The sequence below is a fragment of the Epilithonimonas tenax DSM 16811 genome, assembly GCF_000428485.1.
In the GTDB taxonomy this organism is placed as follows: domain Bacteria; phylum Bacteroidota; class Bacteroidia; order Flavobacteriales; family Weeksellaceae; genus Epilithonimonas; species Epilithonimonas tenax.
Genome location: NZ_AUAA01000028.1, coordinates 31,515 through 45,962, shown reverse-complemented (window position 1 = coordinate 45,962; position 14,448 = coordinate 31,515). Strand labels below are relative to the sequence as shown.

Annotated in this window: 17 protein-coding genes and 1 tRNA gene; 6 read left to right on the top strand and 12 right to left on the bottom strand. The window is 39.3% G+C overall.

All coding sequences use genetic code 11. The annotated features are described in order from the left end of the window. The 3 genes from F564_RS0112980 to crcB all read right to left on the bottom strand — a co-directional run. Positions 1-206: ISAon1 family transposase N-terminal region protein (locus F564_RS0112980; RefSeq protein WP_028122023.1), on the bottom strand; the 206-nt coding region annotated here is incomplete at its 3' end. A 143-nt stretch (positions 207-349) separates the two neighbouring features. Further along, positions 350-434 (bottom strand) — tRNA-Ser (locus F564_RS0112975). A gap of 112 nt (positions 435-546) precedes the next feature. Further along, the gene (gene crcB, locus F564_RS0112970; protein WP_028123030.1) at positions 547-912 is read right to left on the bottom strand and encodes a fluoride efflux transporter CrcB; all 366 of its coding nucleotides are present in this window, start codon (positions 910-912) and stop codon (positions 547-549) included. 107 nt (positions 913-1,019) lie between these two features. On the opposite strand from crcB, the gene F564_RS0112965 reads away from it, so the two are divergent. The 5 genes from F564_RS0112965 to F564_RS19245 all read left to right on the top strand — a co-directional run bounded on the left by F564_RS0112965 (position 1,020) and on the right by F564_RS19245 (position 5,591). Continuing rightward, positions 1,020-1,721 carry a response regulator transcription factor gene (locus tag F564_RS0112965; RefSeq protein ID WP_028123029.1) on the top strand — a complete coding sequence of 234 codons (702 nt, stop codon included), beginning with the start codon at positions 1,020-1,022 and terminating at the stop codon, positions 1,719-1,721. 3 nt (positions 1,722-1,724) lie between these two features. Then, the gene (locus F564_RS0112960) at positions 1,725-3,125 is read left to right on the top strand and encodes a HAMP domain-containing sensor histidine kinase (protein ID WP_028123028.1); all 1,401 of its coding nucleotides are present in this window, start codon (positions 1,725-1,727) and stop codon (positions 3,123-3,125) included. 100 nt (positions 3,126-3,225) lie between these two features. Then, positions 3,226-3,771 (top strand): hypothetical protein, encoded by a 546-nt coding sequence (locus F564_RS0112955; protein ID WP_028123027.1) that lies wholly within the window; start codon positions 3,226-3,228, stop codon positions 3,769-3,771. Between the two features lie 398 nt (positions 3,772-4,169). Continuing rightward, positions 4,170-4,661: a hypothetical protein gene (locus tag F564_RS0112950; protein ID WP_028123026.1), complete on the top strand. Its 492-nt coding sequence runs from the start codon at positions 4,170-4,172 to the stop codon at positions 4,659-4,661. 48 nt (positions 4,662-4,709) lie between these two features. Then, positions 4,710-5,591, top strand: a complete 882-nt coding sequence (locus F564_RS19245) for a YoaK family protein (RefSeq protein WP_084406817.1) — start codon at positions 4,710-4,712, stop codon at positions 5,589-5,591. A gap of 75 nt (positions 5,592-5,666) precedes the next feature. Here the strand turns inward: F564_RS19245 and trxB are convergent, their stop codons facing one another. Together trxB and holA are read right to left on the bottom strand one after the other, a co-directional pair. Continuing rightward, entirely contained in the window at positions 5,667-6,635 is a 969-nt protein-coding gene (gene trxB / locus F564_RS0112940; RefSeq protein WP_028123025.1) for a thioredoxin-disulfide reductase, read from the bottom strand. Positions 6,636-6,811: 176 nt separating this feature from the next. Continuing rightward, positions 6,812-7,846: a DNA polymerase III subunit delta gene (holA, locus tag F564_RS0112935; protein ID WP_028123024.1), complete on the bottom strand. Its 1,035-nt coding sequence runs from the start codon at positions 7,844-7,846 to the stop codon at positions 6,812-6,814. Positions 7,847-7,854: 8 nt separating this feature from the next. Here holA and F564_RS0112930 point away from each other — a divergent pair, with 8 nt between their 5' ends. Then, entirely contained in the window at positions 7,855-8,289 is a 435-nt protein-coding gene (locus F564_RS0112930; protein WP_028123023.1) for a type I restriction enzyme HsdR N-terminal domain-containing protein, read from the top strand. A gap of 221 nt (positions 8,290-8,510) precedes the next feature. Here the strand turns inward: F564_RS0112930 and F564_RS0112925 are convergent, their stop codons facing one another. From F564_RS0112925 to F564_RS0112890, 7 genes are all read right to left on the bottom strand, one after another. Continuing rightward, complete coding sequence (locus F564_RS0112925) at positions 8,511-9,518, bottom strand: VWA domain-containing protein (protein ID WP_028123022.1); 1,008 nt, start codon at positions 9,516-9,518, stop codon at positions 8,511-8,513. Positions 9,519-9,534: 16 nt separating this feature from the next. Beyond that, positions 9,535-10,524: a vWA domain-containing protein gene (locus F564_RS0112920; protein ID WP_028123021.1), complete on the bottom strand. Its 990-nt coding sequence runs from the start codon at positions 10,522-10,524 to the stop codon at positions 9,535-9,537. 34 nt (positions 10,525-10,558) lie between these two features. Further along, the gene (locus tag F564_RS0112915; protein ID WP_034981557.1) at positions 10,559-11,470 is read right to left on the bottom strand and encodes a BatD family protein; all 912 of its coding nucleotides are present in this window, start codon (positions 11,468-11,470) and stop codon (positions 10,559-10,561) included. A gap of 37 nt (positions 11,471-11,507) precedes the next feature. Then, positions 11,508-12,368, bottom strand: a complete 861-nt coding sequence (locus F564_RS0112910; protein ID WP_028123019.1) for a DUF58 domain-containing protein — start codon at positions 12,366-12,368, stop codon at positions 11,508-11,510. A 30-nt stretch (positions 12,369-12,398) separates the two neighbouring features. Beyond that, positions 12,399-12,746, bottom strand: coding sequence for a four helix bundle protein (locus F564_RS19240; RefSeq protein WP_228373904.1), 348 nt, complete (start codon positions 12,744-12,746; stop codon positions 12,399-12,401). Between the two features lie 203 nt (positions 12,747-12,949). Continuing rightward, a complete protein-coding gene (locus F564_RS0112895) occupies positions 12,950-13,405 on the bottom strand; it encodes a GNAT family N-acetyltransferase (RefSeq protein WP_028123018.1) in 456 nt (151 codons plus the stop codon). 9 nt (positions 13,406-13,414) lie between these two features. Continuing rightward, the gene (locus F564_RS0112890; RefSeq protein WP_028123017.1) at positions 13,415-14,419 is read right to left on the bottom strand and encodes an AAA family ATPase; all 1,005 of its coding nucleotides are present in this window, start codon (positions 14,417-14,419) and stop codon (positions 13,415-13,417) included. Positions 14,420-14,448: the final 29 nt, after the last annotated feature.

Sequence of the window (14,448 nt, the reverse complement as noted above, 5' to 3'; positions counted from 1 at the left end):
CCACGCAGAGGAAAATCATCAACGGTTATTTCCGGAACAAAACCTTTTGACTGTAATAGCAGAGAAGAAAACTCTTTCGGAGCAGTATTTTTCTCTTCAAAATAGATGTGCAGGATTTGGTTTTCTTCTTCAAATTTTACAATCTCAAAATACTCAATGAGAAGTTCCGGTAAAAATAATTTAAGGAGTTCGACATCATTTAACATCCTTCAAAATTATTAATTTTTATCTTTCTCCCCAAGTTTTGGAATTGATCCCCTATTTTTCACTACTCCCCTATTTTGATTTTTTTTGACTCTAGCGTAAAACAAAAAAAAACCTATAAACATAATGTTTATAGGGATTTTTGCGGAGAGAGAGGGATTCGAACCCCCGGACCTGTTACAGTCAATAGTTTTCAAGACTATCGCAATCGACCACTCTGCCATCTCTCCTTACTTCCTAACGATCTCTCGTTTTCAGTGGTGCAAATATAAAACGCTTTTGGCTTATGACCAAATTATTTTTGAGAAAAAGTTTTAATTCTTTCGTTATCAAAGGGAAAAATTAATTTTTCACGATTTGAAATCCTAAAAAAACCATTAATAAACCTACAATTAGACTTAGAATACTGTATAAAAGTAAAACATTGTAGTTCCCATTTTGCCAAAGTGAAAAGTTCTCCACCGAAAATGTAGAGAAAGTGGTATAGCCACCACAAACGCCCGTAATCAAAAAATATTTGAGCGAATTATCAATCTTCAAAAAATAAGCCGACAAAATGCCAATTAAAAAGCAACCGGTGATATTGACCGCAAAAGTCCCCACCGGGAAGGCATTGACCTTCCATAACTTGTTGGTGTAACCAGAAATCATAAATCGCATTACGCTTCCAATACCGCCACCTACGAAAATGTAAATTAAGTTTCTCATCCTGCAAAATTATAAAAATTAGACATTAGTTTTTGGATGCTGACCATTAGACTTCAATTTTAAATTGTTATTTTTGAACATCAACTACCCAATTGATTTCTATATCTATGAAAAAAATTATTCTGATCGAAGATGAATCCAGCGTTGTTTCTTTTATTAAGAAAGGACTCCAGGAACTGGATTATGAAATTTCAGTAGCGCCAGACGGAAATACAGGGATCAAAATGGTTGATAATAATGATTTCGACATGATTATTCTGGACATTATGTTGCCTGATATCAACGGCTTGGAGGTCTGTAAAGAAATTCGAAAGAAAAACAAGACTGTTCCTATCTTGTTCTTAACAGCTCTGGATTCTTCAGAGAATATCGTGATGGGATTGGAAAGCGGCGGTGACGATTATCTTGTAAAACCCTTTAAATTTATTGAGCTGGTGGCGCGGATCAAATCTTTACTCAGAAGAAGCGCGCACATCAGTGAATCTGACAATGAAATCGAAACCGACGAAAACCTGTACCAATTTGAAGACCTAATACTCAACGACTACACCAAAAAAGTTAGCAGAAATGGTGCAGAAATCTCGCTTACATCTACAGAATACAAACTTCTACTCTATTTTTTGAACAATCCTGAAAAAGTGATTTCGAGACCAGAAATACTGGAAGCTGTTTGGGGCGTGAATTATGAACTAGGAACCAACGTGGTAGATGTTTACGTGAATTATCTCAGAAAAAAACTGGATCATCATGATGACCAGAAGATCATCCATACAGTCATCGGCATGGGTTATGTTTTGAAAAAAAATTAATCTATGCTGAAAAGAATCTCTACCAATCAAACCAAAACAATGCTTCTATTGATGCTTGTTTTCACTGTTGTTATCATGCTTTTCAGTGGGTTGGTTTATTTCTCTATCGTTAATTTTTCGCATCAGAGGTTTTACGAATTACTGAAAATACGGGCTACAACGATTGTTCAGATTGAGAAAAGCAGACCACATATCGATACAGGTACGAATACCATTATCACAGACCTCACCCGCCAAGAAGAATTGCCCATGGAGCAAGATTATGTTTTTGAAATCCCGAAAGATTCCAATTACAGCAAGATCTCTCATAAAATTCATATTCCGGATACTTTTTTTAAAAATATTGTGAAAAAAGGTGAAGCCAATTACAACGACAAGGAACTCTACTATATAGGACAGAGTTTCCGATCTCACAATAGAAGTTACATCGCCATTGCATCTGCAAAAAACCATTACGTGGTCTATTATCTGGGTTATCTGAAAAGAACCCTTATCACCTGTATGATCCTGGCACTTTTCTTCTCTATGATCTTTTCTTTTTATCTTTCCAAGACTTTATTCAAACCCATTTTAAAAATCACGAATAAAGTAAAGGAAATCAGTTCCGAAAATCTGCATCTCCGCCTAGAACCTCAGCATGGAAATACAGAATTAAACGAACTGATAGACACCTTTAACGGAATGCTGAACAGGATTGAAACCTCATTTGAAACGCAAAACCACCTGATTGGAAATGTATCACACGAACTGCGAACACCGCTGACCTCGATTATGGGCGAAGCTGACGTGGCACTTTCTATGAAAAGAACAGAGGAACATTATCAGGAAACTCTTCAGATTATTCTGGATGAAGCCGAAAAGCTGGATAAAAAAATCAAAGCCTTATTGATGATTGCACAAACCGGTTTCGATGGTAAAATCCAGAAAATGAACAAAGTACGGATAGATCAGCTGCTTTGGGATGTCATAGAAACGGCAACCAAGATCAATGCAAACAATAATATCTTTATGGACATCAGTATGTTGCCGGACAACCCGAAAAAACTGAAAGTCCAAGGAAACGAACAGCTACTCCATCTGGCAATGGCGAACCTCATCAATAATGCCTGCAAATATTCTAATTTTCAGCAAGTAAAAGTATCTCTTGGCGCAACAGACACGCACGTTTACATTATTGTAAAAGACAACGGCATTGGAATTCCTGATTCTGAATTTGATAAAATTTACGATCCGTTTTTCCGTGCCTCCAACACCAAGAAGTACGAAGGCTACGGCATCGGATTACCGCTTGCCAGAAATATCATCAGAATTCATCAGGGAGAATTGCTCATCAATTCTAAAGAAAATATCGGGACAACGGTACAAATCAGTTTCCCCAGCTTTGTTCCCTCAAAAACCATTTAGTGCATATTCTCCAATTTCTTCATTTGCAAGGTGAATCATTTTTACAAACGATGCTGACAAAGTACTTTTTAAGTATTATATTCGTACAAAATATGATGCTATGAAAAAAATAATACTACCCATCTTCACCTTAATAATTATGCAATCCTGCATCGTTTCTACGGCTGCAAAAGCGGTAAAAGGTGTGGCGAAAATTGGATACAAAGCCGTGAAAGGAACGGTGAAAGGCGTGAGCTGGGCGGTGAGCAAAGCCAACGGAAAAATTGATAAGGACAGAATAGATGGCACATGGAAAGTGGTCGGGATCTACCACGGTTCTTTTGCAGACTTTAGCGTGGATCCAAATCCTGAAAGCTCTTTCAACAGTGAATGTGTAGAAGGTTTTGACCAGATTATCTTCAATTCCAGAAAGTCCAAATTCAAACCCGTGCACTGCAGCACAGAGAAGGAAAGCTGGCAAAAATACGACTTCGAGTTTGGTAAAAATCCTTTGACCAAAGAGAAGGAAAACTACATCGAATTCAATTCCAGCAATTATATAACGGTGATCGATATCAATAGCAAAACGATGATCCTGGAAGGTAGCCTCATGCCAAAGCAAGCGTTTTCCGGTGGAAAGCTGTATCTTTTGGAACAGGTAAAATAACAAAAAAGCAATCTGAAAAGCTTGCTTTTTTTTTGATCCGCTGAGCATCGTTTTCTTCGTTTACTGAGATCAATTCTACACTTTGCCAAGTTTCGTTTCACGCTGATACTGCAGCCCGACCTGAGTGGAGCTCATTTTTTGCGAACTGACTCATTTCTATTGGACTGGGAATTTCTGGCAAAAAATAGCGGGAACGGAGGGCGGAAAAGCTGCCCAAATTCTAAAAATCATTCGAGAACGTGAGGATGACATCATTGTTATTATGTTCTCTAAAATGAAATTCTAATCTCATTTTAATCCCTCTCATTACATTTTAATTTGGTTCCAAAGTCTTTCTAATTTGGTGGGTCTACTTTTGTCATATCAAAAAATGACACCCACAAAAAAAAGATAAAGTTATGACCAAAACCATTTTAATAGCCACAGACTTTTCACTGGAATCTTTGGACATCCTGAAGAAAGTATTGAAAAAGAAATACGAGCAAAAGGATGAGAACCAATACAATATTCTTTTCGTTGCAGGTTATGATACCGGCGATTCTATCAGAGATCTGCTCTTCACCACCAAAGGTGCTGTCCTGAATAAGATAAGACCTCAGGAATTTTGTGATGCGTACAGCATTATCCATAACAAGTACCCGAAGCTGATCAACAAAATCACTTGCGACCTCTTCACGGGAAGCTTCCAAAGAGCGTTCAACCATTACATAGAAGTTGCGCAGGCAGATGAAGCCTACTACGCTTCTTCGAAAAGTAGAAATCTGAGCAAAAGCCAGTTCGATGTCAAGAATTACCTCAAGAAAAACAGGCACGTGGAGGCACAGGAAGTGGTGACCAAAACGACAGAGCTGATGCCTGAAAAAGGAAGACTGGCAGAAGTTTTCTTGTAGAAAACCACTGGTGAACAAGCTAAAGTTGAATGATTAAAAGTAGAGTAAATGTTAAGAAATTATAGTAACAGCAGGACATTGGGAGACAACATCAGACTGGGGACGCTGACTGCTTTTACGGCAGGCACTATTAATATTGCATCCCTGTTGATATTCCTCTCCTTCACGTCCAACGTCACAGGCCACTACGCGATCCTGGCGGCGGAAATCAGCCAGGGCAACTGGACTCAGGTGTCGGTAGTCGGAGGCTGGATCTTCCTGTTTTTCTTCGGCGGATTTGTAGCCAATATGAGCGTCATTAATCTAGACAAGGAAAGCAAATATTTTGCCCACTCATTACCAATTTTCCTAGAGATCCTTTGTCTTTTGGCAGTAGGCATCTACGGGCAGTTCTTTTATGAGAAAACCTTGCAGGAAACGGAAGCCTTGGTAGCACTGATGCTGTTTGCGACAGGTCTTCAAAATGGATTGACGGCAAGTATCTCGAACTTCTCGGTAAAGACCACGCACCTTACAGGAACGACTACAGACTTGGGAATATTGGCCTCTATGTTGACGCATAAAAAATTCCGGAAGAATCCTGAATTGATCTCCAGAGCTAAGTTGCTGCTGAGTATTATGGCAGCTTATGTGTTGGGGGCAATCTTCTCTGGATTGACGTATTACAGCTTGGAATTCCGTGTGTTTTATTTGATCAGCATCTGTCTGGTTGTGGTGATTGGCTATGATTTTTACAAGATTAATCTGCGTCATTTCCACACAGAGTACAGGTATTACAAGATCTTTCACAAGCCAACGCTTATCGCATACCTGTATTATAAAATCCATCATAAGGATGAGAACAGAACCACGAGTCCATCCATTAGACAAAATACCCAACTTGCTTTCAGCGAGGATCAAAAATTTAAAAAACACACTTCATATATTTAGTTTTTTATGAGTTCTTTTTTACAGAAATACCCCGAAAATTTTTCGGGGTATTTTGATTTTATGGTATTTGAAAGCTTATTGCTCTACCCAAGTGTGGTTTTCTCCGGCTAATTCGCCCAGATATTTTTCAGCATCCATTGCCGCCATACAACCGCTTCCTGCAGCCGTAATAGCCTGTCTGTAATGGTGATCCTGAACATCGCCTGCTGCAAAAACACCAGGAAGATTGGTTCTTGCGGATTTGCCTTCTGTGATGATGTATTCGTTTTCATCAAGGTCTATTTGACCTTTGAAGATGCCGGTGTTTGGTTTGTGACCAATGGCGATGAAGATCCCGTGAACGTCTATTGTAGAAACTTCGTCAGTCAGATTGTTTACGACTTTCGCTCTCTCTACCAAGGCGTTTTCACCTTCGATGCCGATGAGTTCGTGGTTATATTTCACCTCAATATTTGGTGCATTCAAAACCCTGTCTACCATGACTTTGGAAGCACGGAAGTGGTCTTTCCTTACCAATAACGTCACTTTGTTACAGATGTTTGCAAGATAAGTTGCTTCTTCTGCCGCTGTATCACCAGCGCCAACGACGATCACATCTTTACCTCTGTAGAAGAATCCGTCGCAGGTGGCACAGGCAGAAACGCCACCACCAGAATATTTTTTCTCATCTGCCAATCCAAGATATTTTGCAGCTGCACCAGTAGAGATGATCACACTTTTTGCAAAGATATCACGAGAACCCGTACTTAGTTTGTGAATGCCGCCACGTACTTTGGAAAACTCCACTTTTGAGATCATTTCGTAATGCACTTTGGTTTCGAAACGTTCGGCTTGTTTTTGTAACTGCAACATCATTTCTGGGCCAGTGATCCCGTCTGGGTAACCTGGGAAATTCTCTACTTCCGTCGTGGTGGTTAACTGTCCACCGGGCTCCAGTCCTGTAAATAATTCTGGTTTCAGACTTGCTCTGGCAGCGTAGATCGCCGCTGTAAAACCAGCTGGGCCAGAACCTACGATGACACAATCTAAAATATTGTTTTCCATTTTTGTAATTAAATTATTTTATTCTTTAAGGCTAATTGATAATCGATTTACGTTCCAATTTATAAGTTTCCAAATATAAATCTTTATGTGAAAATGCGGGTACAAATTTCGGGAATTAATTATTGAAAACCTATCTAAACTATCAATGGGAATGATGGGACTGGCAAATAATCATCTTAAACCTTCACTTTCAGTTCGTCCACTTTTATGATTTTGTAAACCAGCTCTTTGTAGATCTCTTCATCTTCCATTTGTCTTACGCCAACGCCTTTGGATTTCAGATCCATTTCGCGAAGAATGGAAATGACACGAGTCGCATGTTTCAAAGGATAAAACCTTGCGGCTTCTGTATAATCTTTGATTGCATAAGGATTGACACCCATCGTGGAAGCCATAGTTTGCGGTGATTGACCGGATAATGTATGGTATATGATGATGTTCGAAAAAAAATTGTACAACGCTCCGAAAGCCATCTGTACGGGATTCGATTTTTTGTTCTTTCCCATGTAATAAGCAATGCTGAAAGCCTTTGCCTGATCTTTGGTCGCTAATGCTTTTTGAAGTTCGAAGATGTTGAAATCTTTACTGATCCCGATATGCTCTTCGATGATTTTCCCGTCCAGAAGGGCGCCGTCCTTCAAGATAATCTTCAGCTTGTTGAGCTCATTGGCGATTCTGGAAAGGTCATTTCCGAGATATTCTGCCAACAGGTGGCTGATATTGGGTGCAGATTTGATTCCCATCACAGTCATTTCGCCTTGGATCCAAGCGGGAAGTTGATAATCTTTCATCTTTTCGCTGGAGAAAAGCATTCCGGATTTGGAAAGTGTTTTGGTGATTTTCTTTCTGGCGTCGAGTTTATTTTTATGTGCGATGACCAGAATCGTAGAAGGTATCGGATTCTGAAGATAGGCGTCCAGTGCTTTGGACTCGTCATCGTTCAGTTTCATATCCTGCGCTTCTTTTACGATGATGAGCTGCTTGTCGCCCATCATTGGGTATTGCCTTGCTAATGAGAGAATTTCCAGATAATTGGTGTCTCGTCCGTAAGCAACAGTTTGGTTGAAAGCCTTTTCATCCTCTTCCAAGACGTCCTGCTCAAAATGCTTGACCGCCAGATCAATATAAAAAGACTCGTCGCCCTGAAAAAAATAAACCGGTAAGAGTTCTTTATTTTTAATATTTTTGAGGATAATATCTATTTCTTTCATCTTATCGTATGCAGGTTCCGAAACTTAATTTTAAAAATGACTTTGATCTACAAATCAAACAAGACAAAGATACATTTTTTATCTATGATCTGGTAAGGAAAATCTGGCTTGTGCTGACGCCAGAAGAGTGGGTACGACAGCATTGGCTGCACTATTACAGGTTTGTAAAGAAGAAAAATCTGTCATCACTGATCCTTGAACAAAAACTGGAACTGAATGGCACGACCAAGCGAATAGATCTACTGGTGACCGAAAAAACGAAAGCAAAAATCCTGATCGAATGCAAAGCGCCTGGTATCGCTTTGAAGGAAATCCATTTTGAGCAGATCGCCAGATACAACAGCCTGATTGGTGCAGAGCAGATCATCATCAGCAATGGCCTGCATCATATTTTCGCTGATTATAAAGATGGGAAATACCACTTTTTGGACGGTAAAGTTTGAATTTTATGTCGCGCTGATTTGGCAAATTTTGCAGCTGTTTTTAATTATTGATTCATAGGAATGAATTCCTATGCTTGGTATAAATCGTCCTCTTGGGACTTTGGTTGACATAAAATACCAAACGTCTGCTTGGCGAAGCTGCAGCCCGACCTGAGTGGACTCTTCGAGAGCCTCAGAGTAACAAATTGTGAACGGAGGCCGGAAAAGCTGCCATAATGGTTCTATAAATTAAAATCCTTCTTTGGGTTGAAAAGATAGATCAGGAAAAATAAAAGTACAGACACCGCCAGAAAGTACTGATAGTAATGGATGGAAGATTGCGAGCTAATCGTCGTAGAACTAGAAGCGGTGGATTTTTCAAGGTTTGCTATCAGCTGATTAATAGCTTCTTCCAGATTGTTGCCACTGAAATAATTTCCGCCGGTAGATGAGGCAATGTTGGTGAGTGCTTTGGTCTGCAATTTGGAAACAACTGTTTCACCGTACATATCAGACTTGTAACCCATCAACTGTCCGTAGTAATACTCGGGAATTGGTGCGCCTTCTTCTGTTCCTACACCTATTGTTGTGACTTTGATGCCTTGTTGTTTTGCCAGATCTATGGCTTCTTCCTCGTGGCCTTCATTGTCTTCGCCATCGCTGATCAGTACCACATTCTTAGCACCTTTATTGATATTTTTGAATTTCTGAGAGGCTACTTCTATGGCTTTCAGAAAATCTGTTCCCTGGTTTTGGATGACACTGGTTTCTATTCCGGAAAGATAGGTTTCTGCGGCAGAATAATCAGTGGACAAGGGCATTACGGAATAAGCATCGCCTGCAAAAACAACGATCCCTACTCTATCATTGGTCATTTTCTGAAGCGAGTTGATGATGATATTCTTGGCTTCATCTAATCGGCTTGGCTGGATATCCTGGGCATTCATAGAGTTGGAAACATCCAGAACGAAAATCGTATTGCTCACATTCTGTGTCACGCTGATCTCCTCTTTTCCGCCCAAAAGGTCAATAATAGCAAAGATTAAAAACAGAAATCCAAAAAGGTAAAGAATGGGAAAAATCTTGGCAAACCAGGAGGTTTTTTCAAACAAAACGTCCTGAAATCTGTCTTCTGCAAAAATATTCCTTCTCTTGCTTTTCCACCGGACATAGTGAATAATGAAGTAACCGATGACAGGCAGCAACAAGAGTAATAACAGATACCAGTAATTTCCTAAAGACCAATTCATCAGCATATTAATCTACTTAATTCAAAATTTTAAAAAATACCCAACGCAATAATGCATCCAATACCAACAATCCCAGAGCGACCCAAAGAAAAATACGGAAATATTCTTCATAATTATAAAGTTTTGAAGTTTTCACATCTGATCTTTCCAACTGGTTGATCTCTTCATATACGGTTTGAAGGCTGCTGTTGTCTGTTGCCCGGAAATATTTCCCGCCTGTGAGTTGTGAAATGTCCGTCAATGTATTTTCATCAATCTCCGTTTTTTGTTCTGTGAAAACAATATCTCCGAAGATATTGGTTCCTGTTGGGAAAGCTGCAAATCCATTGCTTCCAATGCCGACTGTATAAACTTTGATGCCGTTATTTTTCGCCAACTCTGCGGCAATCTGTGGCGGCATTGCGTTGATAATCGTATTCACACCATCTGTCATCAGAATGATAATTTTGCTTTTCGCTTTGCTGTTTTTGAGGTGATTGACTGCAACAGACAATCCTTCTCCAATGGCAGTTCCGGGTTGCAGTTCCAAAGGGTTTAACTGGTTCAGCTCATCCACAACCACCTGATGATCCGTCGTCAAAGGTACTTTTGTGTATGCTTCTCCGGAATAGGCCACCAATCCAATTCTGTCATTTGCCCTTTTATTAACGAAATCGACAGCGATTTTTTTCAAAGCCTCCAGCCTGTCCGGATCCAGATCTTTTGCCAACATACTGAGCGACACATCTACGGACAGCATAATATCTATGCCTTTGGATTCATCCCGATCCTGAGAAACAGTGTAAGTTCTTGGTCTTGCCAGAGCGATAATTAATGCTGTGAGGATCAAATATTTCGACAGTTTCAGAAAAGTCATCACCATGGAAATGTTCCCACTTGGCCTCATATTTTTTACGGAAGGCACAGCAATTCCCCTGCTCTTTTTTTTGCCGCCATCCAATATGAATAATGGAATGAACAAAATAAAAAGCAATAAAAACCAGGGACTGTAAAATTCGAAACTCACGTGTTAATGATAAATGATGATTGATAAATAATTTCTATTGCACTGTTCTCACATTCTCAGCTTCTATATCTTTTGTAGAACGCTTTACAAAATCCCGTATTGCCGCAAAATCTTTTGACATCAATTCCTGATTTGGGATCGTCTTGGCAAACTTCACAAGATCGCCACGCAGGAAAATATCTTCCACAATTTTTTCATTTTCCTGAGAAATAGCGTTGGTCGTTTTCATGTACGTGATGAGATCGTCCGTCAGCAAAACATCTGCTGGAATCTGATATTGTTTGGTAATAAAAGCCCGGGAAATCTCTATTAACTCTACATAGAACGCTCGGAAATCCTTATTTTCTATGTAATTTTTCTTTTTCAGTTTCTCAAGATCTTTCAGAGTCTGATTGGTCGTCGCCACCGGACTGCTTTTGCGCTTTCTGCCGTACTTCACAATTCCGATGATCAATAGGATGATTGCCATAATTAGTAAGGCAAGCAGAACGTAGAATTTATACATTTCCCAATAGTCCTTGACATCCAGCTTCACTTCCTTGTTCTTCATAATGTCATTGATCTGGTCGCCCTTTTGCGCGGTATTAATGACTTCTATCTCGTAGGGGATGGTTTTCAGTATCTTGTCACCGACTTTGATTTCGATTTCTGGGATCGTAAATTTACCTTCCTGAAAAATAGCAAATTTCACTGATCTCAGATAAATATCTTTTTGGATCGCAATACTGTCATTCACCATTTCGAAATGAAAAGGCAGCAGTTCATTTCTTGCAGCCGCCTGAACATTCTTCGCTTGGAGATCCAGAATCTGAATTTTAAAAACCGCCACTTCGCCCAATGCCAAAGTGGTCTTATCAAGACTGGATGATAAGGTTTGTGTAAATCCTAAAGATGAAATGAGGATAAAAAAGAAAAAATATAATTGATATAATCTGAATCTTTGCATTTGCAATGTCTAACTTCTAATAACTAACTTGTAAAATCTATTTTTTAAAGTGTTGATACAGTAACTTGCTGTAATCATCTGATGTTTTGATATCCAGAAAATGGGCAGAAGAATTTTCAAATTCCTCTTTTGTCTGTCGCATTTTCTGCTTCTGCTGTTCTGCGTAATCATAACGCCATCTGGCACTGGAAGTATTGGCCCAGATTTGCTGTCCTGTTTCTGCATCCCGAAAAAGCGCATATCCGATATCCGGTATTTCCATATCTTTTTCATCAAAAATACGAAGTCCCAGCAATTGATGTTTTCTAGCTGTCACATTCAGTATTTTGTGGTCAAATTCATCTTCGAAATCGGAAAACAAAAACACCAGAGATTTCCTTTTGAAAACGCTCATCATATAATTGAAAGCCGCATCCAGATTAGACTTTGCAGGCACATAATCTGCTGACAAAATATGGCTAATGATAGACAAAACGTGTTTTCTGCCTTTCTGAGGTGGCACTACTTTGAGAACCTTGTCAGCATAAAGAATCAATCCTATTTTGTCATTATTGCCGGCAGCGGAAAATCCCAGAGATGCACAGACCTCGGCCACGTATTCACGTTTCAGCTGTGTTTTTGTGCCATAATCCATTGATGCTGATATGTCCACAACGAGCATCATCGTGAGTTCCCGTTCCTCTTCCATGACTTTAACGAATGGCTCGCGGAAACGGGCAGTTTTGTTCCAATCCATTCTTCGGGTATCATCGCCGAACTGGTATTGGCGAACCTCAGAAAACGCCATTCCCTGACCTTTAAATGCACTGTGGTATTGCCCCATAAGCGATGCTTCTGTCTTCTTACGAGTTCGGATTTCTATCTGCTTTACTTTTTTGACAATGTCCTGTATTTTCAAAGGTTTAAAGTTTTCAATTCAACTCTAATATCATTTATATTTTGAACCTTTCGGTTCACTATTTTTTAAATAATTGATGAATGCACCAATTCTTTTACTTAATGTTTCAGTTTGTTCAACTAATATTTCAAATTTATCTTCTGATAAAAAAGTTTTATCAAAAACACGATAAAGCTGTGACCTTGTTTCTCCACAAGATGCTTTGGCAATCGAAAGAAATTGAATAAATTCTTTGTTACCATTTCTCTCAAAACCCTCAGCAATACTGTCCGTTATTGATCCGGATGAACCATCAATTTGATTATAAAGTCGATCATTATTTTTAAGGTTTGATTGTTCTATGACTTGATCAATTTCTCTGCAGAGTTCTCTTGACATTTTTCAAACTTCTAAATCCTCAAATTTTTTAACCGTTGCCATAACCTTGAATTATGAACTTCAAACCTTGAACAATATTTTTTTTGACGGTCATCGGTTGATAGTTTTCAGGCATCTCATTATGAAAAATGATTCGACAACTGACCACTATCAACAGATTAACCAATTTTGAGGCACTTTAAAAACCTCTTTGATATATTTTACTAATTCAACTCGATGGAAACATTGATCCACTCGTCGTCAAACTTCGTCTCGTATTTTTTATAAAAATTAATAGCCGGCTCATTCCAGTTCAAAACCTGGAAAACCATTCCTTTATAATTTCTGGATTTTGCATAATCTAAGGTTTTATCGAACAGCAATTTCCCTATATTTTTCCCTCTCATTTTTTCCGTAACGATAAGGTCTTCGAGGTACAACCGTTGTCCTTTCCAGGTGGAATATCTTACATAATATAGAGAAATACCTACTATAGTCTCATCCACCTCGGCTACAAACGCACCCCAGACAGGATGCTTTCCAAAACCAGCGTCTGCGAATTCTTCTAGTGTAACGGTGACTTCATCCGGCGCATTTTCATACGTTGCCAATTCTTTTATGAGATCCAGCATTACAGGGCAATCTCCAAGAATCGCTTCTCTAATCACTACATTGTTCATACTTAATAATTAAGGCGCCTGTATTTTTGCCAGAATTTTGTTCACGATATCGTCCTGAGTCACTTCCTCAGCCTCCGCTTCGAAACTCAATCCAATTCTGTGTCTCAAAACATCTTTCGCAATTTCTTTCACATCTTCTGGGATGACGAATGCTCTTCCTTTGATGAAAGCATAAGCTCTGGAAGCGATGGCCAAGTTGATACTGGCCCTTGGAGACGCACCAAAACTGATGTAATTTTTGATCTCGGACAAGCCGTATTTTTCCGGATAACGGGTCGCAAAAACCATATCCAGAATGTATTTTTCTATCTTTTCGTCCAGATAAATCTGATTGATGAGTTTCTTGGCTTCAACAATCTGATTGAGGTCCACGACTTTTCTGATCTGCGGAATATCCTGCGTCGAGATCATTTTCATAATTTTTCTCTCATCCTCGAATTTCGGATAATCGATCTTGCACTTCAGCATAAAACGGTCCGTCTGTGCTTCTGGCAAGAGATACGTTCCTTCCTGATCAATTGGATTTTGAGTCGCCAAAACAAGGAAAGGTTTGGGTAAGGCCATAGTGTCGTCACCAATGGTCACTTGCTTTTCCTGCATCACTTCCAAAAGAGCAGATTGCACTTTTGCGGGCGCACGGTTGATCTCATCTGCCAAAACAAAATTCGCAAAAACAGGACCTCTTTTGATCGTAAAATCATTCTCCTTCACATTGTATATCATTGTCCCAACAACGTCTGCCGGCAACAGATCCGGTGTAAACTGTATTCTGGAAAATTGTCCGTCAACAGCTTCTGCTAAAGTCTTGATCGCTAAAGTTTTTGCTAATCCCGGAACACCTTCCAGAAGGACGTGACCATTGCCAAGAAGCCCGATGAGCAATCGGTCTATCATATATTCCTGACCGATGATGGCGCGGTTGATCTCTTGTTTGAGGATGGAAAAAAAGTAATTCTGTTCTTTTACTTTTTCGGTAAGTTGTCTGATATCTTCTGCTTGATTCAATTCTGACATATCAATTAATAAAAATAATTGGTAAATTT